The organism is Mesorhizobium sp. WSM4989 (assembly GCF_029625795.1).
Taxonomy (GTDB): Bacteria; Pseudomonadota; Alphaproteobacteria; order Rhizobiales; family Rhizobiaceae; genus Mesorhizobium.
Genome location: NZ_JARTVN010000002.1, coordinates 1531024 through 1552520, shown reverse-complemented (window position 1 = coordinate 1552520; position 21497 = coordinate 1531024). Strand labels below are relative to the sequence as shown.

General features: G+C 58.9%; 21 protein-coding genes and 1 tRNA gene. 8 read left to right on the top strand and 14 right to left on the bottom strand.

Annotation, left to right across the window (positions count from 1 at the left end; translation table 11 throughout):
* The first annotated feature begins 85 nt into the window (after nt 1–85).
* Complete coding sequence (locus tag P9217_RS20230) at nt 86–1225, top strand: patatin-like phospholipase family protein (protein WP_278088226.1); 1140 nt, start codon at nt 86–88, stop codon at nt 1223–1225.
* Between the two features lie 135 nt (nt 1226–1360).
* Here the strand turns inward: P9217_RS20230 and P9217_RS20225 are convergent, their stop codons facing one another.
* Together P9217_RS20225 and P9217_RS20220 are read right to left on the bottom strand one after the other, a co-directional pair.
* Nucleotides 1361–2236 (bottom strand): oxidoreductase, encoded by an 876-nt coding sequence (locus P9217_RS20225; protein WP_278088209.1) that lies wholly within the window; start codon nt 2234–2236, stop codon nt 1361–1363.
* 160 nt (nt 2237–2396) lie between these two features.
* The gene (locus tag P9217_RS20220) at nt 2397–3083 is read right to left on the bottom strand and encodes an aspartyl/asparaginyl beta-hydroxylase domain-containing protein (RefSeq protein ID WP_278088306.1); all 687 of its coding nucleotides are present in this window, start codon (nt 3081–3083) and stop codon (nt 2397–2399) included.
* A gap of 720 nt (nt 3084–3803) precedes the next feature.
* Here P9217_RS20220 and P9217_RS20215 point away from each other — a divergent pair.
* Entirely contained in the window at nt 3804–4838 is a 1035-nt protein-coding gene (locus P9217_RS20215) for an efflux RND transporter periplasmic adaptor subunit (RefSeq protein WP_278088318.1), read from the top strand.
* Nucleotides 4838–7984, top strand: a complete 3147-nt coding sequence (locus tag P9217_RS20210) for an efflux RND transporter permease subunit (RefSeq protein ID WP_278088211.1) — start codon at nt 4838–4840, stop codon at nt 7982–7984. The genes P9217_RS20215 and P9217_RS20210 overlap by 1 nt, the downstream gene beginning before the upstream one ends.
* A 238-nt stretch (nt 7985–8222) precedes the next feature.
* On the opposite strand, the gene P9217_RS20205 is transcribed toward P9217_RS20210, so the two are convergent.
* From P9217_RS20205 to P9217_RS20165, 9 genes are all read right to left on the bottom strand, one after another.
* A complete protein-coding gene (locus tag P9217_RS20205; RefSeq protein WP_278088212.1) occupies nt 8223–8528 on the bottom strand; it encodes a hypothetical protein in 306 nt (101 codons plus the stop codon).
* Nucleotides 8529–8624: 96 nt separating this feature from the next.
* Nucleotides 8625–9392: a recombinase family protein gene (locus tag P9217_RS20200; protein WP_278088213.1), complete on the bottom strand. Its 768-nt coding sequence runs from the start codon at nt 9390–9392 to the stop codon at nt 8625–8627.
* A 131-nt stretch (nt 9393–9523) separates the two neighbouring features.
* Nucleotides 9524–9880 carry a hypothetical protein gene (locus P9217_RS20195; protein WP_278088214.1) on the bottom strand — a complete coding sequence of 119 codons (357 nt, stop codon included), beginning with the start codon at nt 9878–9880 and terminating at the stop codon, nt 9524–9526.
* 286 nt (nt 9881–10166) lie between these two features.
* A complete protein-coding gene (locus tag P9217_RS20190; RefSeq protein ID WP_278088215.1) occupies nt 10167–10610 on the bottom strand; it encodes a terminase small subunit in 444 nt (147 codons plus the stop codon).
* 184 nt (nt 10611–10794) lie between these two features.
* The gene (locus P9217_RS20185) at nt 10795–11196 is read right to left on the bottom strand and encodes a hypothetical protein (protein WP_278088216.1); all 402 of its coding nucleotides are present in this window, start codon (nt 11194–11196) and stop codon (nt 10795–10797) included.
* Nucleotides 11197–11324: 128 nt separating this feature from the next.
* Nucleotides 11325–12386: an AAA family ATPase gene (locus P9217_RS20180; protein WP_278088217.1), complete on the bottom strand. Its 1062-nt coding sequence runs from the start codon at nt 12384–12386 to the stop codon at nt 11325–11327.
* A 280-nt stretch (nt 12387–12666) separates the two neighbouring features.
* Nucleotides 12667–13209, bottom strand: coding sequence for a hypothetical protein (locus tag P9217_RS20175; RefSeq protein WP_278088218.1), 543 nt, complete (start codon nt 13207–13209; stop codon nt 12667–12669).
* A 69-nt stretch (nt 13210–13278) separates the two neighbouring features.
* The gene (locus P9217_RS20170) at nt 13279–13533 is read right to left on the bottom strand and encodes a hypothetical protein (protein WP_278088219.1); all 255 of its coding nucleotides are present in this window, start codon (nt 13531–13533) and stop codon (nt 13279–13281) included.
* A gap of 237 nt (nt 13534–13770) precedes the next feature.
* Nucleotides 13771–15171 carry a tyrosine-type recombinase/integrase gene (locus P9217_RS20165; protein ID WP_278088220.1) on the bottom strand — a complete coding sequence of 467 codons (1401 nt, stop codon included), beginning with the start codon at nt 15169–15171 and terminating at the stop codon, nt 13771–13773.
* A gap of 124 nt (nt 15172–15295) precedes the next feature.
* On the opposite strand from P9217_RS20165, the gene P9217_RS20160 reads away from it, so the two are divergent.
* Together P9217_RS20160 and P9217_RS20155 are read left to right on the top strand one after the other, a co-directional pair.
* A tRNA-Ser gene (locus tag P9217_RS20160) sits at nt 15296–15392 on the top strand.
* A 128-nt stretch (nt 15393–15520) separates the two neighbouring features.
* Nucleotides 15521–16162 (top strand): hypothetical protein, encoded by a 642-nt coding sequence (locus P9217_RS20155; RefSeq protein WP_278054104.1) that lies wholly within the window; start codon nt 15521–15523, stop codon nt 16160–16162.
* On the opposite strand, the gene P9217_RS20150 is transcribed toward P9217_RS20155, so the two are convergent.
* A complete protein-coding gene (locus P9217_RS20150) occupies nt 16135–17055 on the bottom strand; it encodes a DUF4238 domain-containing protein (protein WP_278054103.1) in 921 nt (306 codons plus the stop codon). The genes P9217_RS20155 and P9217_RS20150 overlap by 28 nt on opposite strands.
* 1005 nt (nt 17056–18060) lie before the next feature.
* On the opposite strand from P9217_RS20150, the gene P9217_RS20145 reads away from it, so the two are divergent.
* Nucleotides 18061–18597, top strand: a complete 537-nt coding sequence (locus tag P9217_RS20145) for a hypothetical protein (protein ID WP_278054102.1) — start codon at nt 18061–18063, stop codon at nt 18595–18597.
* On the opposite strand, the gene P9217_RS20140 is transcribed toward P9217_RS20145, so the two are convergent.
* On the bottom strand, nt 18499–19158 hold the full coding sequence (locus P9217_RS20140; RefSeq protein ID WP_278054100.1) for a hypothetical protein: 660 nt from the start codon (nt 19156–19158) through the stop codon (nt 18499–18501). The two genes, P9217_RS20145 and P9217_RS20140, sit on opposite strands and share 99 nt — an antisense overlap.
* An 837-nt stretch (nt 19159–19995) precedes the next feature.
* Complete coding sequence (locus tag P9217_RS20135) at nt 19996–20280, bottom strand: hypothetical protein (protein ID WP_278054098.1); 285 nt, start codon at nt 20278–20280, stop codon at nt 19996–19998.
* 171 nt (nt 20281–20451) lie between these two features.
* On the opposite strand from P9217_RS20135, the gene P9217_RS20130 reads away from it, so the two are divergent.
* Nucleotides 20452–20718, top strand: a complete 267-nt coding sequence (locus tag P9217_RS20130; protein ID WP_278054097.1) for a hypothetical protein — start codon at nt 20452–20454, stop codon at nt 20716–20718.
* Between the two features lie 200 nt (nt 20719–20918).
* A complete protein-coding gene (locus P9217_RS20125) occupies nt 20919–21254 on the top strand; it encodes a hypothetical protein (protein WP_278052901.1) in 336 nt (111 codons plus the stop codon).
* Nucleotides 21255–21497 lie beyond the last annotated feature (243 nt).

Sequence of the window (21497 nt, the reverse complement as noted above, 5' to 3'; positions counted from 1 at the left end):
CCTCGAAGCGGACCCAAGTCTCCGCTCGGCTGGCAAGCTGACTGGTGAAAGGCCGTCTCGAACGGCCGCGCCCTCAAGGAACAGGCTGACGCAGACACTTGCGGTTTTGCTGCCAGCAGCCTTGATCATTTCCGGGTGTACCCAGACGCTGCACAGAGCCCGCAGCGCCCAAGAGGCTGAAAAGGCTTCGATCTCCGGCTATGGCGAGATCCGTTCCTACCTCGACATCCGGCCGAACGAATTTCCGCGCAATGCACTCGACTGGACGCCGGCAGCTCATCACAATGACCTCGATGTCCTTATGATTTCAGGCGGCGGGGCGGGCGGCGCTTACAGTGTTGGCGTGCTCTGTGCGTGGAGTTCGGCGAAGACCCGCCCGCAGTTCGACGTCGTCACCGGCGTAAGCACAGGAGCCTTGATCGCCCCCTTCGCATTCCTGGGGTCGGCTTATGACGACACGCTGGTGCATCTCTATACGAGCGGCGTGGCCGAAGACCTTGTCCGAAGCAAGCGGCTCGGTGGGCTGTTCAGCTCAAGCCTGCTGCGAGCCGATCCTTTGAGACGGATGGTCGAGCGCTTCATCACGCCGGCGGTCCTTCAGCAGGTTGCTGCCGAGCATCGCAAAGGCCGTCGACTCCTGGTTCTGACCACCAATCTCGATACACAACGTGCCGTCGTATGGAATCTCGGCGCAATTGCCAACAGTGGCCGCCCCGACGCACTGAAGCTGTTTCAGGATGTCGTCGTGGCCTCGGCGAGCATCCCAGGCGTTTTCCCTGCGGTTATGATCAAGGCCGAGTCGGGAGGACGGCACTTCGAGGAGATGCATTCGGATGGGGGTTCTGCATCGCAGGTCCTAACCTTTCCGCAGACGTTTCTGACACGCGCCGTCCGCCTGGGTACCAGGCGCCAGAGCGTCAATCTCTACGTCATTGTCAACAATGCGCTCATGCCGGAATTTGCCGCCACGCCCGATGAGACGCTCTCAGTGATTGCGCGCGCGTACACGATCTTCGTCAAATCGCAGACACAGAGCGCCGTGACAGCCCTCTATAACTATTCCAGGCTGACCGGAGCACGTTTCCATCTCGCATCGATCGATGCCCAAGTCCCCTATTCGATGCTTGACCCGTTCAACACCAACTATATGCGAACCGTCTACAAGCTCGGCTACGCCGAAGGCGTTGCCGGAACGGTATGGAAAAGCACCCCGATTTTCCGCTGATTGGCGATCACAGTGATCGGTCGAACACGTCCACCGATGAGGTAGATGTGTCGCCAACCAGGCGGCGGAAGAGTCGGCCCTAGTGGCCTTGTCGAGATGTCCAGCTGCTCGGTCAACGATCGGAACGAGTAAACCCTATAACTGCTGTGCGATTCCATCCAGCTGCGAGATGATCTCGGCCGGAAGATCGACATCACCCGCGGCGAGATTGTCGCGCAGGTGGGTTAAGCGTGAGGTGCCTGGGATCAGGAGAATGTTAGGCGACCGAGCGAGCAGCCACCCAAGCGCGACCTTCAGGGGGGTTGAACCTAAGTCCGCAGCAATCGACGACAGTTTGCTGGACTGTATCTGGGAAAAGCCACCAAGCGGGAAGAACGGCACGTATGCGATGCCTTGCTTCGCCAGGCTGTCAATTAATGCGTCATCCGTGCGATGGACGATGTTGTAGTGGTTTTGGACGCATACTACCGGGGCAATTTGCTGTGCTTCTGCGACCTGAGCGGCCGTAACATTGCTTAAGCCAAGGTGTCGGATAAGGCCTTGCCGCTGGAGATCGGCGAGCGCCGCGAAGCGCTCTCTGATTGAGCCCTCGACAGGCTTTTGCCCATTCCCGATGATTACTCGTAGATTGACGACGTCCAGAACGCTCACGCCAAGCGAGCGAAGGTTGTCGTGAACCTCCGAGACCAGTGTCTGTGGCTCCTGAGCCAAGTTGAAGGAGCCATCGGAATTGCGTCGAACACCGACCTTGGTGACGATGGTGAGATGGGACGGGTACGGAGCAAGCGCATCGCGCAACAATTCGTTGGTGACGTGTGGCCCGTAAAAGTCGGCAGTGTCGAAATGATCGACGCCGGCTTCCGCCGCGGCGCGAAGAACGGACAAAGCGCCCTCGCGGTCCGCCGGAGGACCGGACATGCGTGGCCCGGTTAGTTGTAAGGTGCCGTAACCGATGCGCTTTACAGGTCGATCACCCAACACGAATGTGTCGGCTTTTCTCTTTCGAGCCATTGTTATCTCCTTGAAGTGGTTTGTCCCGATGAAGCAACCTCGAACCCAGTCACCGGCGGGGCAGAGCGTTATTGGGTTGAAGACTGTGGCGATGTGTTCAGCAACCGCGCGACCAACGCGTTGCTCCATCATCTCGGCGGAGCGCCTCGACAGGAAGGCTCTAGCCGCCGAAGGAGATCCCTCTGCGGCGCATTCCGACTTGAACACCGCGCACGATCAACCTCGACAGCATCTCCATGTCCCGCGACATTTTCGGACGCCAGACGTCGAGAAGAAGGGCGACACGGGGTTGGTCAGAGTGGTTGGTCACTTCGTGAGGAAAAGTGTCGTCCCACAGCATGCACTCGCCGTCAGCTATCCTTCTTTCCTGATGGTTGATCATCATCACGGTAGCCGGACGGCCGTCCGGCTGCGCCGGAATGGAGAGGCCAAGATGAAACCGCATGATGCCCCTGAACGGTCCGCGATGGCTTGGGATGTGCTTGCGCGGCGCAAGAAACGAGATGGCCGCCGATTTTACTTCGGGGCATTCTGATAGCAGTCGGCTGAGGACCGGCATTCGAGCCAGGTTATCCTGAACCGGGAGGTCGTAGGCCTTGAGGACGAACATACGCCAATCAAGGCCATCATTCGCCGAAATGTCGGCTTGTTCCGGCATGATGTCGTGGAAGCGAGGCACCCTATTGAGCCTCACGGAAAGCGCTTCATCGCGGATGACTTGCCAAGCAGCGGTGAACTTCGTTGCGTTTGGGAAATCCGTGGCGGCGTCGAGGATTGCTGGGGCGTTGATGCGCATTTCATAGATGCGGCGAACCAACCCAGATGCAAGGTCGTAGGCGTAGGACATCCCGATACCCTAGTGAGATGGAAGTACGGATCGTTCAGACTTGCCGCCGTGTCGACGTTATTACCTTCCGTACCAGTCTTGGTTGAGCTCGAGGCAGAGCCGAGAAACCTGCACAAGAGCAGGGCACACCTCCCTTGTTCGGATCGAAAAAAGTGGCGGCTTTTGAGGATGCATTGTTCATGCCGCCACCATAGGGCGCATCACCGGACATCCGGAGGGATTTTACCCAGCTTTACACTAACTTGACCTCACTTAACGTTCGTCCCGCTATTCGTTGGGGTGGGCAACGTCGACCTCATGTCCGTCGAATCGACGCAACCGGAAGATGGCGCCCCAAACACCGAACCATGAGGTGTGGATCGTTGAGTAAGTCGCCCTACCCGCCCCCGTTGCCCAACCCTGCGGGGGGCAGTCCTGACTCACCGAGCTGTCAACTTCCTGGTGCCGGCGGTGCTCGCCTCCGGGGGCGGAGGTCGTGCGCCGCAGAATGCAACTGGTCCGAGAGGTCGCTGAATAGGCTGCTCGGCACTGAGTTGCGCTGGCCGGTCCTACCCCCCGGGGACCGGCCAGATCTTCTTTTTTGAGCGTGTTTCGGGCGGAACATGCAGCAACAAGCGCAAGCCATTCGCTCGAACAGGCGATAGCGACCGTCAACGCCAGCGTCTTAGACTTCGAGGACTTATGACATCGCTTTCCATCCGCTTTGCCACCGCGCTGTTCATGATGGCGCTTTTCCTGCCCTTTGGCAGCGCCAGAGCGCAGCAATCCGAAGCTCCCGCGCTCACTGTCTCACTGGTGGAGCCAGTGCAGCGGGTGTGGCCGGAGACGATCCCTGCCAGCGGCTGGCTGAAGCCATGGCAGGAGGCAATCATTGCCTCCGAGACCAGCGGCCTCCGGATAACCGACATTCTGGCAGATGTGGGATCCGTTGTGTCAAAGGGGCAGCCGCTTGTTCGCCTTTCCCAAGACAGCGTGCTGGCTGACCTTCGCAAGCAGGAGGCTGCGGTCGAAACCGCCAAGGCGAACCTGGCAAAGGCCAGCGCGGATGCCGACCGAGCCCGGCGGCTTCGTCCCTCCGGGGCTCTTTCTGATCAGAACATCGCCGACCGCCTCACCGATGAGCAAACGGCAAAGGCAAGCCTTGAAGCAGAGGAGGCAAGCCTCGAAAGCCAGAAGATCAAGCTTGCACAGACTGTCGTGCCAGCCGTTGACGACGGCCTGATAACCACACGATCGGCCGAACTCGGCGCCGTCGTGTCCTCTGGCACCGAGCTGTTTCGCATGATCCGGCAACAACGTGTCGAGTGGCAGGCCGAAGTCTCTGCGCGCTACCTGCCGCGTATCACAGAAGGTTTGCGCGTCGAAATCGACGGGCCGACCGACCGTCCCGTTCAGGGCAAGGTGAGGCTTGTCGCCCCCTCCGTCAGCGCCAATACCGGCCGAGCGATCGTCTATGTTGCACTTCCATCTGACGTCCACCCGCGTGTGGGGCTCTATGTGACTGGCAGCATCGAGCTCCAAACCACGCCCGCACTCGCGGTACCCGAGACGGCGATCGTCTTCCGCGACGGGCTCAACTACGTCTTCACGGTCGACGCCACCAAGCGCGCGCGCCGCGTCCGCGTGGGGACAGGTCGCCGCAACAACGGCGAAGTCGAGATCACGTCCGGGATAAACCAATCGTCGCGAGTCGTGTCGTCTGGAGGCGCTTTCCTGTCCGACAATGCGCTAGTGAATGTTGCCGGAGAAAGCTGATGAATTTCTCGGCATGGTCAATTCGCAATCCCGTTCCCGCGATATTGCTGTTCGTCTTGCTGACCGTAGGTGGGCTGTTGGCCTTCGAAGGTCTCGCGGTACAGAATTTCCCTGATATGGACCTTCCGACCGTCAGTGTCACCGCCACGCTCGATGGCGCGGCGCCCACGCAGCTCGAAACCGAAGTTGCCCGGGTCATTGAAGATAACCTCGCCTCGCTGAGTTATCTCGATCACATCACCACGACGGTCACAAATGGCCGGGTCTCGATCAACGTCTCCTTCAAACTGGAGAAGAACAGCGAAGAGGCTTTGAACGAGGTCCGCAATGCCGTCGACAGCGTCAGAGCCAATCTTCCGGCGCAGATGGAGACGCCGAGCGTCACCAAGGTCACCAGGCAGAGTTCCGCCCTGGTAGCCTACGCAATCCGCTCTGGCGATCTTAACGAGGCCGAGCTCTCCTGGTTTATTGACAATGATATGACCAAGGCCCTGCTCTCCGTGCCGGGCGTTGGGCAGGTCAGCCGTGTGGGCGGAATCGACCGCGAGGTTCACGTCGACCTCGACCCTGCCATGATGGCACAGCTCGGCGTCACGGCAGCTACGGTGTCCGCGCAACTGAAATCGGTCCAGACGGATAGCTCGGGTGGGGTGGGCGAGATAGGTGGCACCCGCCAGACTTTGCGAACGCTCGGTGCCGTGGCGTCGATCGACGATCTGAAAGCTTTGCGGATTCCTTTGACGAACGGGCAGCAGATTCGCCTCGATGAGGTCGCGTCCATCACGGACAGCTTCTCGGACCGATCTTCCATGGCCTATCTCGATGGTAAGCCCGTGACTGCAGTCGAGATCAAGCGCTCAAACGGGTTCTCGGACACCGGTGTCGCTGCAGGAGTCGAAAAAGCCATGGAGCGGTTTGCAGCCGCAAATCCCAACGTGAAAATCGAGGAGGCCTACAGCACGGTTGGGCCTATCCTCGACAACTACAGCGGTTCGATGCACATGCTGTTCGAGGGGGCGATCCTCGCGATCGTCGTCGTCTGGCTGTTCCTTCGCGACTGGCGGGCGACGTTTCTATCGGCTGTGGCACTGCCGTTGTCGGTCATACCGACCTTTCTCGTCATCTATCTCGCCGGCTTCAGCCTGAATATCTTCACGCTGCTTGCGCTGTCGCTTGTGGTCGGCATCCTGGTCGACGACGCCATCGTCGAGATCGAGAACATCGCCCGCCACCTCAAGATGGGAAAGCGGCCGATCGATGCCGCGCTAGAAGCCGCCAACGAGATCGGCCTCGCCGTCATTGCCACCACTTTCACGCTGGTCGCGGTCTTCCTGCCGACAGCCTTCATGAGCGGTATACCGGGCCTTGTATTTCGGCAGTTCGGTGTCACCGCGGCCGTTGCGGTGGTCGCCTCGCTCGTCGTCGCCCGCCTCCTGACGCCGATGATGGCCGCATATTTGATGAAGGCCCGTCCGGGTGACGACGAGGACGGTCGCGTCATGCGTGCCTACCTGAGGATCGTGAAGGCGTGCCTGAGCCATAGGAAGACGACCATGCTTGTGACGGCTATCGCCGTCGGACTTTCACTTTCCACCATACCCTTCCTGAAGTCCGGCTTCCTGCCCGCCGCAGACGACGCACGCACGCAGGTCACGCTGACCCTTCAGCCAGGCGCCACAATCGAGCAGACAAATGCCGTAACCAAGAAGGCCGCGGACATCGTCAGAAAGCTCCCCGACGTCAGGCATGTCTATTCATCGGTCGGTTCTGCATCATCGAATGAAGGGCCCCAGACCACTACCACGAGCAATCTCGCAGCCGCCACGCTTGTGGTCGTGCTGACGCCCATCGAAGAACGCAACTACAAGCAGTCAAAGATCGAGAACACCATCCGGGAGGCACTGTCACCCTTACCAGGCGTCCGAGTTGCAGTCGGCGGCGGCGGCAATGGAACGAAACTCGATATCACGCTGGCCAGCGACGACCCTGACGCGCTCGACGGAGCCGGCACGGCACTGGAAGAGCAACTACGCGCCCTCAAGGGCATCGGAGCGGTGACCTCGACCGCTGCAAGGCAGGCTCCGGAACTTCAGATCACCCCCGACTTCGCGCGCGCTGCCGCGCTTGGAATAACCTCGAGCGCGCTCGCGGAGGCGGTGCGAGTGGCGACAGGAGGTGAATACTCTTCGGCACTGCCGAAGCTCAATCTGCCGCAAAGACAGATCCCGATCGTTGTCCGATTCAACCCGGAAACACGAGCAAGGCTCGACGACATCAAGAACATGAGGGTTGTGGGAACGAACGGCAGCGTCGATCTGGGTTCCGTCGCCACCATCCGCATCGGCGGCAGCGCTTCCGAGATCAACCGCATCGATCGAATGCGCAATATCACTCTGTCCGTCGAACTGAACGGCCGGATCCTTGGCGACGTCTACCAAGAGGCAAAGGCATTGCCGGCCCTGCAGCATCTGCCGCCGGGTGTGACGCTCGTGGAGCAGGGAGAGCTTCAACGCAGTTCGGAGCTGTTCCAGAGCTTCGGGATTGCAATGGCAATCGGCGTCTTCTGCATCTATGCCGTCCTCGTCCTGCTCTTCCACGATTTCCTGCAGCCATTCACCATCGTTATGGCTCTGCCGCTTTCGCTCGGTGGTGCGCTGCTGCCGCTTGTAATTACCGGAACCGCCTTCTCGCTGCCGGTGGTCATCGGGCTGCTCATGCTCATGGGCGTTGTGACGAAGAACTCCATCCTACTGGTCGAGTACGCGATCATGTCGCGGCGCCAGGGCATGTCCAGGTTCGACGCTCTCGTAGATGCTTGCCACAAGCGCGCACGACCCATCGTAATGACAACGGTGGCGATGGCGTCGGGCATGCTGCCCGTAGCTCTCAGCCTGACGGGAGGCGATTCAAGCGTTCGGCAGCCGATGGCGATCCTGGTGATCGGCGGCGTGATAACTTCGACGTTTCTGAGCTTGATGGTCATTCCTGTCATCTTCACATTCGTCGATGACCTGCTTGAGATGCTCAAGCGGCTTGCGCGTTGGAGCGAACCGCATAGCGCGGATACGGACCCTGAAGCGCATCCTTCCGAGGATTGGCAGGTGGTTGCCTTTGAGCGCGGCTCTTCGAAGCGCGGTCGCGGTTAAATGGCCACATCTCGGCAAGAAATCGGGCGGGCCTGAGCAATTGGCTGCAGAAGTCATCCGCGTTTTCGACGATGGAACGACAGGCGAAGCGGACTTGCTGCGAGCCATCTCCAAGCACTGGAGGAGGTAAGGTGAAGGCAGGTCTACTCAACGTATGATCGCCTTTGCTTGGGGCCCCACATCGACCCCCGCCCCCCGCCGTCGGCAAACCCCGGCGGGCTGGGCACCTGGCGGCGCTTCATTGCTCCTTGCGAGGATAGAGCCGTGCGATCTCCGCCGGTGTGAGATCATCGAGCGGAACAAGCGTCGGACCATCGTGACGAAACACCATCACCTTTCGCCGGCTGTCAACTGCGCCCTTAAAGTCGCCGTGCGTGCGCCGCCAGACCTCGTCGAGCGCCTCGGGCTTCGCGATCAAGTGCGGCTTATGGCCGGCAGCGTCGAGAGCCGCGAAGCTCTCTGCTTGTGCGCGGATGGGTATCCGAACCATATCGGCATCATCCTCTGGTGCCCGCGTCACTACCAGGCCGAGGATGTCGGCCACGATTATTGCATCCTTGTTGAACGCCTGCAGACAGTCGCCACCCCGCTGAAAGACTATTCGTGTCACGGTTTATCGTTCCTTCCTGCTGTCGCCTTATCACCAACGCGACCCAAGCGGTGTACGCGACACTGGCTCGCCACCTTTGCTCGTTTCATCCTGCGGCTCAGCGCCGGGCTCGGGAGGATTGAATTTCAACCGCTCTCCGCGATTGATGATGTCCGTCACCTGAACTGCCGTCCAGGTCCCGCCACGCGCCGAGGCGATGCCGCGTGCATTGAGTGCTACCGCGACCTGCCGCCGCGATTTGACCCCGCTCGCTTGGATGTCGCGGATGATCGGAAGGATGTTGGCCGCGAAGGCGTCAGCCTGTGCCATTCGAACCTCAACTGATCGTTGCTGAGCTTCGACAAGCTTCGGGCCGCCAAGTTTGACGCCACGCTCTTTGGCAGCGGTGAGTGCGGCGCGCGTGCGCTCGGAAATCATAGCTCGTTCGCGCTCGGCGACGGCGGCAAAGAGATGCAGCACAAAAGGATCGACGTTGGGCCCAAGCTCGGCGACGATGAACGGCACGCGCCTCGCCATCAAACCGGAAATGAAAGCGACATCACGGGAAAGCCGGTCCAGCTTCGCAACAACGATTGAGCATCCCGCCTTCTTGGCGACAGCAAGTGCCTTGGCCAGTTGCGGACGACGCGACAGGGCGTCGGCACCCTTGCCGGTCTCGATCTCGACGAACTCGGAGGTGATATCGAACCCTTCGGCCTCGGCAAAGCGGGCGATGGCCTGCCGCTGTGCTTCCAGTCCGAGGCCGCTCCTGCCCTGCCCGTTGGTCGACACGCGAAGATAGGAGATGGCCGGCTTCATGACGTTCCTTACGCTCTGTAAGGATTATATACGCTCGTATGGAAACTTTACATATAAAAAAGGCGGCGTCTGGTGGAAAAAATAGTCATTCATGGGCGGCTTCAAATCGGAGATGACCACCGTTCCGAGCATCAACCCACAATGAGTAACTTACCGCCGTAGATCGCCAAGGCGATGGTCACCGCCCCAAACGCGATCACATGCAACCATTGAAGAGACCAAAAACTGATCTTGCTGAGGTCTTGGCCTTTGAGCCAATAAAGGTTCACGCAGAGGGTTCCGTAAGCCAAACCCACTGGATAGAAACTTATGTTACTCGATGTAGGATCGAGCATCTTTATAAATAGCGGAACCCCGCCTACAACGGCTGCTGATATCGCCCCGCCTATGAGGCTGAGAGGATTGTCCCACTTTGTGGCACTAGTAATGCCGTAGAAAATGATGCTCGCGATGACAGCACCAAGGCAAAACATCCCGATCTGATCCATTGCCGGCTCCAGTAAAACTGTCTTAGCAGTCATAGTATATCACAATGCCATCCGTCGAGCCAGTATTTGGCTCGCCTTGCGCGCCAGAACGGAAGCGCATATCGTATCGGCGTCCCTGGCCACAGCGGGGCTCACCCTGACGGTCGAGACCGTGTCCAGCTCGGAGCCTCTTCCCCCTGATCATCCGCTGATCGGCCCGCCGAATAGCGGCAAACAGGCTGCCTTTCGCTGTGCCATCAGGCTTTGCCGATTTCGCAATAGGCGCGGCGCGGTAGCCGTCACCGGGCTACGATGCGGGTGTCTTCGGCCTGAACCGCCTTTCCCACTCCTCAAGTGACATGCGCTTGTCGTCGGTGGGCTCACGGGCGGGTTTACGAACGGTCGCCTCTATCTCGGCTTTGTCAACGATCAGCCCGAGCAGCTTTGCCTTGCCCATGACAGCTGCCACGCCTGCAGCCGGGTTCTTGCATGCCATGGCGAGTTTGCGCATGCTTTCAAGCTCGGCAACCAAATCGTCGACCGTGATCTCCGAACGCTTTGCAGCTGCAGCCTGCAACTCGGCGACGCGGGCGGCGACCTTAGGATTCCTGAGAAGCTGGGAAGCGCTCACTTCAGCCGCATTGCCGCGCGCAACATAGCCGGCCTCAATGTAGGCGCGAGATTGGGGCAGGCCTTCAGCGAGGCCGAGGCAGAAGCGTTCTTGGCGCATATTCAATTTGGCGTTCGGCATGGAGGTATTATAATACCACTCGGTTGGTTTGCACCAGACTGTGGTGGGCGAAGCTCAAAATTAAGAGGCTCGATGCGTTCAAGCTCGGTAGCGCTCAAGAATTTGCCCGCCGGTGTCATCGTTTCTATCGAAAGCAGGTAGCAGCTTTGGGCGCTGCTACCTGCGACTGCTCTCGTGGGAAGCCCTAGTTTCTAGCCAATTCGCGTTCATCAGCACGGCGAAACGACTCGTCATTCACCAAATGGTACAAGGCCATCGCGGTGCATCTCCAGTCGTCGCCATAGCGCCAGTTCAGCATCTGGCCAGCTAAGTGCGAGCATAACTCGTCCAATTCCTCTTGGTCGAGTACCCGTATGTTGGCGCGATATTTCTCAATTGCGCGGAGCAGCGGCTCAATTTCTTGCGGTAGGTTTGGCAGAACATCTGGCGCCCTGCCATGCGCTGAATTGCTCCATATTGGCGGCACGACTCGCATTTGGCGCATAAAGCTCAGCATTTCAGAAGTCCTGTTATCTGACATCATTGCCACTACCTCCGTGGTTGCCAGGATCCGCCAGGCGTCGGTGTTGATTGCTGTTCCGAACAAGGCGGGACACCGGGACATCACGGGACATTGCGGGACATGTCCCGTAGCGTCCCGGACGGCAGGAAGACGGGACAAAGCGGGACATATACCTATAGGTATGTCCCGTTGTCCCGGCGCCGGTCGCCGATCTACCCACGACAGCGCCATGCATGGTCGTCATAGAACTCGACATCACCACGCTCCCTCAATGCTTCGCGGGCTCGCTGGAAAGCCTTTCTCTTGGCTTCTGGTTCGTCGTCGGCAGAATGGCGGTAGAAGTGCTTGCGCCAGACGTCGATAGGTACGACGTTGCATGGCGGCCAATCGGCGCCGACTTTGCGCACCCCGGCCTCGACCAAGGCATCATCAAGCGCGTTTAGGGCGGCGCGGTTTTTGGCGGAGAGTATCGCCTTCCTCGGGCCAATCTTCACCGTGGCGTCCAGTTCGGGAACCAGGCTGTCACCGGCCTTCACCAGCTTCATCCCCCACGCTCCGCCGCTGTCGGCGTCCTTGTGCCTATCGACGGCCAAGGTCGCCGTCATGGCTTCCTTATCGCCTACGACTTTTAAACGCGTATCAAAGCTGCCCCAGAAATGCGTATGCATGCGGGCGCGGCTATCGTCCTGCCATCCGGTATGTGCAACGGTCAGCACGGCGACGCCGGTTTCGCGCATGATCCGCTGAATCCCATGCACCCACGCCCTCGCCGTTCTGTCTTCGATCTCAGATCCAGCCATCGAGCCACCGAAGATGTCGATGACGACCAACGCGAATTTCAAAGGTGGTCGAGCGTGTAATTCGACATTGGCGATTGCAGCGATCAACCCAGAGACATGTTCAGGCTGATCGAGCAGGACTTCTTGGGGATAGAGAAATGCTCTGCGTTCGTGTTCGGGAATGCTGTGGTGGTCGTACCACGCTGGAATACGCATGCGACCGACGCTATTTCCCCCCTCCGTGGCAACAAACAGCACAGTTGGCAGAACTTCGGGTCTGCAGGAGCCAGGCTTCACTTCATGTCCGTGCCACGGACGTCGAGACGCCACCGACAGGCCTATGTCTATTGCGAGAAACGACTTGAATGAGTTCGATTTGCCGAACATCAAAGCGGCTGCGTTCTTCTGGATCAGCCCCTCGACGAGCCATTCGGGTTCGCGCAGTTCCCGCATCTCAGCGTAGGACAGGATGTGAAGCCGCTGCGGTTTGGCCATCAGTAGCTTCTCCCGGCCGCGCGTCGGTATTCTTTTGCCGATTCGACGATGTGTTCCGGGACGTCGCAGGCGGTCTGGCGTCTGGCAATCCAGTTGGCCGGCAGAGTGTCGGCAACACCCAGCCATTTGCCGAGGTAGCCTTGGTTGTTCAGAGCCGGTTGCGCATTGCGGAGGTATCTGCAACCCATCCGAGCCAATGCCAGCAACGGGCAAGCCACCGGCTGGTGCCCTGGCAGTTCCGCAGAAGCGCGGCACCGCTCCATGCCTATATCGCCATGGCCTAACATGGCACCTCGATACGGGAAAGGATCTTTGGTCCTCCACAGTGACCGGGCGGAAAAAAGTGCCAGGCGCTATCGTCCTTTGCGCAGTCTTTCGTGCCTGGGATCCAGCGCAGGCGACGCGTAGGCTGCACAAGTGCGCAGCCATCGAGCAGCGCAGATGAGCGCCGGTTGAATAGCCACGGGGTGTCGCGCAAGATCCACGTGGGAAGACCAAGCGCCAATAAGTGATTCAGGATCGGTTCAAATGAGTGCCACGACCAGGGCAAATTTCCGATGATCATGTCGACGCCAACGATGTCGGCCGATGTCAGAGATAGGGCGTCTCGGCGGATGATGTGCGGATCTGTTGGATCCAGGTCGACTGCCAAATGGCAGATATGGCCATAGTCTGCCAAGCCACGGACAAGAGCGCCGTCGCCGGCAGTCGGCTCAAGGTAGCGGACCGGAACAGGCAGATGCTTAAGCAGTGGCGGAAGCGCCATCGCCGGTGTGCTGTAGAGGTCTTTGGCGATGCGGGGGAAGTCGGAGCGGCGACCCATGGCAAAGTCCTTCCCGAGATCGGGCTCTGCAGCACGACCGTGGGCAAAATTGTTCCTGGAGATGGGGGATTACGAGTTCATGGTGTCATTGGGCAGGGGCTTGAATTTCGCCTCCGGCATGGCTCGTATGTAGCGGTCCAGTTCTTCATATAGCAGAACGGTCCGTGTGCCTTTTTTGCGGGCAACCAGCAGGCCGGCGCGCATATCCTTGTAGAGCTGCGCCCGGCACAGACCCGTGTAAGTCACCGCGCCCTTTATGTCGGTCGCGAGTTTAGGGCGTGGCGCCGGGATTTGCGAAGCGTTGATCGAGGAATTTAAGGTCATGTCGCTGCCTCAGGAGACGTTGCAGCAGCCAACTATGACCATGCGTGGAAGGCTGTAAACAAGGCGAATTTCAGCAAAAAAACGGCCCTGAAAAAGTACGCAACCCCACGATTTGCGGACAGCAGGCCATAGTGGCGCGTTCATCTCGGTTCATTAGTGTTCAAAAAGCTCGATTTTATTTTTGCGGGTTTCCACATAATTTCGAAGAGCCTGTGCATAAGCGGTGGAAAAGACCGACTAGGCCTCTCCTGCCGAGACCTGATTAGGACCAACATCCGGCACCAGCTGTCCAATTCGCAACGGAACTATGTTCGTCGATGATCGCTCCGCGATTAGCGGAATCACAGCGCTTGCTGATAGCTCATCAAGCAGGTCGACGATGGCCGACGCATAATGGCGTTCAATCATCGTTGTGCTGGTGTCATGGAGAGCGGCCACAAGCCGAACAGGTAGGCCTGCCCTAAGCTGGCGAACGATGGAGGAATGCCTCAATGAATAAGGCACGACCTCGCGCGACAAGCCGGCGCGGGTGACGATCTCCAGCCAAGGCCGAGCCAATTCGCTTGCTGCGACCCACGGTCCACGGGCATCGCGAACCCATTGTGGCGGCTGGGATTCGGTGGCCTTCGTTTGAACATGGCGCCACCGTTGAAGCAAAGCGTCACCGCGCTGCTTTCCTGCAATCGCGGGGCGCAACTGATCGATGACATCAATGCCAACTCTGATACCGACGTGCGTTGTCTTTTTCGTACCCCTGCCCTTACGGCTCGTTGGCACCATCAATCGGCTTTGTGGTATCTGAACATCGCCTACAGTCATGCGAGTGACTTGCGAAAAGCGGGCTCCGGTCGCGGACAGCACCAGCACGATCCGCAAAAGGTCACCGTCCCAGCCCTGGTCGATATCGACCACCCTCGCCGCTTCGATTATGCGGCGGATATCTGCGTCGGGCAGTGCGGCCTGGTCGCGAGCAATAGGTGGCGCGGCCTCGCCTGCTGACAACCCATTCTTGATGACGACCGCCACATCAGCCGGAAGGCGCGAACGATTTTTGACAGCTGCGGCGTTGAGGGCGGCCTTGAGATCGTTGACCACCCGGCGAACAGTCGACACTGAAAGATCAGATGATCGACGGTTCCTCCATTGGTCAAAATGTGCCTCTTTCAAATCGTGAAGCGCCACATCAGATAGCGCATCCGACAACACGTGTCGGGAAAGCCTAAGCCGTGCATCACCCCGCAATCTGCCTTTGCCTGCCACGGCACGTTCCCGCGCCGCCTGCACTTCAATATAGTTCTCCACGGCAGATCGCACCGTCGGCGCAGGGCCTTCCGCGGATGCTATTTCCTCTGCATGCCACGAGGAAATCTTCGCAAGGACAGCACTCTTAGCCTGGTCATAGTCAAAAACGTTGACACCGTCCGCGTTCAAAAAATCATCCGCGATGCCAATCTGCTCAACGCGGTAACGTTTGTTGCCGAGCGATTCAATCGCCTGCCAGACCCCGCCTCGCTGTTTCCTCTGGTAGCCGATGGCAACAGTTGGGCCGAGTGATCGACAATACGGCTTCTTGCGAGGCTTGAGCTGCTTGCGGGCATTCCGCGTCGTTATTGCCGCCTCTATCCTTGTGCGCGCCATGCGGATTTCCCCTTCCCTAGAAGCAGACCCGAAATAAGACCCGAAATAGCACCTGTGAACGCAGGAGTGCGACCATAGATCATCTATTTTGAAAACTCAACATTTTCAGCGATTTATCAGAAATGCGCGTAGATGCCGGTAGCCGCGAATAGACTGCCATCCGCCTGGAAACTCGCCCTTTCACGGCGGTAACAGGGGTTCGATTCCCCTTGGGCGTACCAGTCTTTCCAAGCACTTAGCGGATCTTTGCCCGGGCGCGTCGAATATCCATCGAATAAACACCTGCGAACCAAGGTGAACAAATGGCATTGCGGACCGCCGACACCGAACTCTCATCCCAGGGGTTTCCGTGGGGATAAAGCGACAAGGCGGCCCTGAACGCAGAGGCGCCCACCAGTCTAAGCCGAACGAGACACCCACACCCAAAAAGGGCATCATCGACCATCTGGGGCGCTATTTCGGCGCTATCGTGGCGGCAGTAGGCGGACTGGCCGTCATCCTTGGCGGAATAGCGGCCGTCTACTCACACCGCGCCCTATTTGGTTTTGCGTCATCGCATGTAACGGTACGCCCCATCGCTTCGACCAAGGACTACATACGCTTCCTGGCCGAAAACGACGGCAACCGTCCAGCTTCGATAGGCAGAGTGAGCGGGGAGTTCCGTTTCTCAGGGACGGTCCGGTCTGCGTTTAGCGGAAACTTACGGCTCGATCTCGAACAGGACGATACCGTCGTCCCCGCTGGAGGATCTCAGACATTGCGCGCGCACTTCGCCGATCGCGCGCGATGGCACACGCTGGAGAGCTATCTTTCCAGCGTCGGCGAGCTGAAAGCGTCCGAGTGCACGTTTGGCTTTGACATCGTCAACTATGACGGCAACCGTGAGCGCCTTCAGGCGGCGTTCGACTGCGGGCAATTCCTCGGGCAATACTTGAACATTGGCAACGGCAACCTTCCGCTCCGCTATCCAGCAGGTGAGCCACCGCTCTGAGGAAGTGGTCCACCTCTACTCTCAATTTGCCTCCCAACACAGCTGGCAAGCGATGCCGTAAGCTGGGGCGAGCGGGAGGCGATCATGTTCGCTTTCGCCGCGGCTGCCTTGTTCAGCTTTCTGATCTCGACGCCATCGAAAAGCGGCTTGAAAAGGGTGTCGCCGCCCAGACCTACCCAGACAAGCGACACCTCGGAGGCGATGGGAAACCACATCTCAAGTTCAGGATCGTCGAGGTTGGCTCTTCCAGGATGGTGCAGTTTGTAAACCGGGTAACTCGAAATGATGAAGGCATGTGCCGGGTTTGAGGTGCGGACGATGCAAAGCCTCTTGTTATTGATGGCTTCGACAATGGCCGGGTTGCCCCTCGCAATTACATCCCTCCGGACATTTTGGAGCATGCGGCGCCAAGTCTCGTCCTTCTGGAAATGCTCTCTCTCTTGGTCATTGAGCGCCCCGAATTCCGCCTCGAACTTGCGGAGGGCTTTCTCGCCGTCCTCCCGGATCGTTCCTACGCTCGCATATTGCTTGAAATTGTCCGGCACGCGCTTCCACTGGAAGTAGGTATACAGCGCCAGCAACTGGCGCTCGCCAGGATGAGGAGCCACGTCCTGGCCCTGCCTTGCTCCCTGGACGATTCGGTCAACCACAGGAGCGAGAACGCCTTCTAGGTTAGCAAACGCTAGCTCAAGATCCACGTTCTTCGACAGGTCTTTCTCATATGCGGTGTAAAGCTGGCTTTCGAAGAACACCTTCTCAGGTGAGTTGTTGAACACACCCCGTTGTGAGGTCCGCCGGTCATAGACGTGCAACTCGCCCGCCGCGTCGACAAAATTTCGGAGAAGGAACTGCGGCACGAAGTGATGGTCGGCCGGCGGCTTGTTCTTGACCATGGCGTTAGATAGCAGGCCAACGAAAAGCCTGCCACCGTGAGGCAACGGGGCACTGTTGTTCGCCGTAACAAAACTCAGCCGGCGAGGAGGCCTGTGCCAGCCAGCCGGCGAGCACGGTCCCGAGGAACATGATGTCGCGTTTCTGTTCGCTGAAATCCTCAAGCCGCTCCCCATACAGGCATGGTTGCGTTATCCTGCTTTTTGATGGGGCGGATTCCGGGGATGTTCACGATACGCGGCGTTTGCATGCTCTCGGCATTCGGCATTCTCGCTGGCTGTAACACCAGCCCATCAAGCGAGTGGAGGCCAATCGCCACTGGAAGCTATGAGGCGCGGTTCGAGCGAGCGAAAGCAATCTGCAATGGTCGCGCGGCCGAGACGCAAGTTGCTGCAGGTCGACTATGGATTGCCGGCGCGGTTGCATCAGGCAGCACCTTCCGCGCATGCATGGCCGAACAGGGCTTTGAGCCGAAACGTTAGGCAAAGCAGCTTCCTTGTAATTACTCTAACCGCAGAAGAGATCGGGCGCGCTACTTCAGTCCGTACCGGGGCCTGGTCGGCCATTCCCTCGGTCAGCCGGACGCCCTTCGAGGAAGTGAACAGCAGCCCGGATGATGTTCGGCAGCATGTCGGACGCGCTACCAAACTGTTCGCATTCCTCAGGGGCAAAACGAAGGCGACGGCCCCTCCAAGCGAGATCGCCGGCGCATCCCGCGACATTAAAGGGCCTGCTCGCGCAATGTCTTTTGCCAACGTGGGAATAAAAGAAAATCCAAGCAATCAGCCAGCAAGTTTCGGTAAAGGTTTGTGGGCCACTATAGGGAAATGGAGATTCGCATGCAGAATACTTCACATGCGGTCATGGCTCAGCGGCGAGAAGCAGCCGACAGTGCCGACGACTTTCCAACCCCGCCATGGGCAACTAGAGCACTCGTTGAACACGTTATAGGACGCGATGAGGTTCGAGGACTCACGTGCCTCGAGCCGGCGTGCGGACGCGGGTATATGGCGAGGGCCCTCGCCGAATTTTTTCGATCGGTCGAAGCGGCCGATGCCTATTCCTATGGATTCGGCAAAGTTAGGGACTTCCTTAGCTTTCCCTATGAAGCGCAGTCCCACGACTGGGTGATCACTAACCCGCCATTTCGGCTGGCCGAGGACTTCATAGAAAGAGCGTTCATTGTGGCCCGTAAAGGCGTGGCCATCCTTGCACGAACCGTGTTCCTCGAGAGCGTGGGACGATATGAAAACATCTTTACCGCGAACCCGCCGGTGAAGTTCGCACAGTTTACCGAGCGCGTTCCGATGGTGAAAGGAAGGCTTGACGCCAAGGCGAGCACGGCTACCGGGTACGGCTGGTTTGTCTGGGAAAAGGGGGGACTGTCTCTCTGCCGCGACTTATGTGGGTTCCACCTTGTCGCAAGGCACTGGAAAAGCCTCGGACTACGGCTTTGCTTCAAGCAAGGCGTGAAGCCGGTCCTTGAAGTAGTCATTCGCCTTCTCGACAAGCTCGATGATAGGGAAACCGAAGTGCTGGTCTAGCTCAGACTTATCCAGCGACCAGGGGCGAGGCAGCGATCGCATTCCGTAATAGAAGATGATCCTAGATTCAGCGCTCATGGGCTGAAACTTGCAGAACTCCCCATAGCTTCTCAGAAGCACCTGAATGCACATGAGATCGCGGCGGATCGACCGAATCTTGCCAGCGTCAAAATGCCCGTTGCCTCGTTTAATCTCGTAAGCTCGCATGGTCCTGTCGGCGTTGTCGAACGCCAGCAGGTCGATCTGGAGCGTTCGAACCGCGTCCCCGTAGGAAAGAACGCTCTTGGCGCACTCATCCAGGCTGAGAGAGCTTGCCAGCCCGTCAGCCGCACGAGACACCCGGAAAATGTCATCCTGCCAAACGCTGTGTCGGTTGCTCTCGCGCAAGCCTTCTCGGGTGGCGGTCTCCAGGATCTTACCGTGGCGCTTATAGGCGGAGCTGATGATGCTTGTCGCGCGAGAGTATTTCACCCCGGCGATTGGGTCTTCAACAAACTTGGTCCTCGCCAGCGTTGCTATCGTCTCGTCGACCACAGGAGCAACGCGGTCCATAAAACCCATGACAATCCCCGCCTCTGCCGCAACTATTGTCGCAGGAATTATTTAAATCCATGTGGACGGAGATGGTGAGTGATTGCTTAAGAAAGGCTAGGTCCATGTGACCCACGAATTACCGGTTTAACATCCTTGCTGCCCGGTGCACTTGAGTATACCGTATCTTCTTCCTCGCGGGCTTTGTGCATTCCGCCCTATCTTCTCGCTGAGCCTTAACCATCTACTTGTCCTCTTGTTTCGATCGGCCCCAACCCCGCAGGCCTGCGCATTTGTTCTCCGGCCCGAGCGGTTTAAGGCACCGGTCTTGAAATTCGCTCGCTCCCGTCCCTACCCTTCCCGCTTCGTCACGGCAAATCCTTGCCTGTCAAGGCTTTCAGCGGTTCCGGCGGGTGCCTTGTCCCCAACGGTCCCTGCCCATACCGTAGCATTTAGTTGCAAAAAGCGTAGCAGCGTATTCCCGGCACGTTGCTTGAAATAGCGGACACTAAAAAGGCCCGGCAAGCCGAAGAAAGCCGCCGGGCCGGTCCCATGGAGTAATTTAGGTGACGCAGGTCACTCTAACCCGCAATCCGGTTCAAATGCACATCACACATTCGCGATTGCTAAAAAGCCCGGCCACCGGAGCAGCCGGGCCAAAAGAGAACCCCAACTTGGAGAGTTCAGGTGTGTGGCGTCATTGTATGCTGGAAGCTGGTTGTGCGCCACAAACGCGGGGTTGCCGCGCCCATTAGAACCCTTCGCTGCCCAGTAGTGCGCGCGGAGGTCCATCGCGTCGGGATCGAGCGGCGGGCTCGACGGCGGGTCCAATTTCAACTCTCCGGCGCGGCGGGCGCCCGCGCCTTCTTACAGCTTTTCAGCGATGGCACGGCCGGAGCCGTCACCGTAGGTGATAGGGTCGTCTTCACCTGTCGGCTCCCGCTCGTCGTCATCGTGAGGCCTGTCCTGGATGTCTTCCTCTAGATCTCCTTCGCTGCCGTAGCAGCCCAGGTTGCCGGTTAGCGAGGCGACTTCCGTCCAGCCGAGTGAGTGCTCGTCGTCGCTATCGTCTGCCTGCGGCTCGTCGTTGCTGTCGCCGCCGTGCTCGTCTTCAGCCTCTCGATCGTCATAGGCGCTGCCACGTCCATCCATGAACATGTTGCTGCTGGCTTGCGGCCCGCGATCGGTCCAGCCTTGGCGACACCCCGACCTTCTCGGGAAGACGCGGCTGGTCAGATTGAGGGGTCGCGAGAAGGGGCGGCCACCAGCCCAAACATTAGCGGATTCTTTCGAACCAATTTGCCGCGCCGGAGTTGTTGGCGCATGGCAAACGGCTCTTTGAAAGTCGGGGATGAGGTCGTGATAACAGCAACCGTGCGAAAGCGCGTGACGGAGGATCGCGTGGCCGTCCTCATTCCGTCCTACCATCAGCCGCATTCGATCGTGGATACCACTCCGAGCATTAGCAGCGGCCAGAAGATCGAGCTGATCGGCGAGGTGACGCGGGTTGACGAAAACACCGTTACCGTTAGCGGACAACATCTCGGGATAACGGTCAACCGGGACGCTGTCAGAAAGCGTTCTGGCTGATGATGCCGGTCCATCGCAGGGTCGCATTGCCGCAATCGGCATTGTGATGGTCGCCAGCGCGGTCTGGCGCTATCGGCAGCGAGATATGGTCGGGATGGTCGCAAGCCTTGTGATGGCTGCTCTGGCCGTTTATGCTCTGCTTCTGCCCGTTCGGGCTAAGGACTAGACGTTCACCCTTTCCGCTTATCCGGCGTCACTGCATGATTGGTGAACTGAAGGTTTCGGTTCTGACGGCCGGCGGCGCGGCACTCGTGGCAGAAGATGGCCTTCACCAAATCCCAGTGCAGGCATCCATGGTCCGGCCCGAGCCGCTAACCAGTGCGGCAACGTCCAGCACCGCCGACCGCCGACAAGTGAGGCAACAGACAGACAGGCCCGTCCCGGCCTCCAGCTTTTTGCCGAGCGGGTCTTCCGTGAAGGGAAACTTCATTGTCATGGCGATCCTCGTGAAGTGGGGTCGCCGCACGGGTGAGGATTATATTCCTGATCTCCAGCCGATTGCCAAGAGGTTACGCGATCACGCCATGTCCTTTTGAGGTAGACATTAGCTATCTTGCATGTGCGGCGGACCTTTCGTTCGCCAGGCCGGCGCCGGGACTCAGGCAATTCTCCCCCACGAGAACAGGCGCCGGTCACCTTAGCCCGCCGCTGGGTGTGGGGGCACACCGAGCGGCGGGTTATCGGATTCTGCCGAATATTGGCATCCGCTTAGCGAGGCGTAAGAAGCCAGTGGCCACGCTGCCTCGCATCGCAGGTCGATGAGCGCTTTTTGGTTGAAT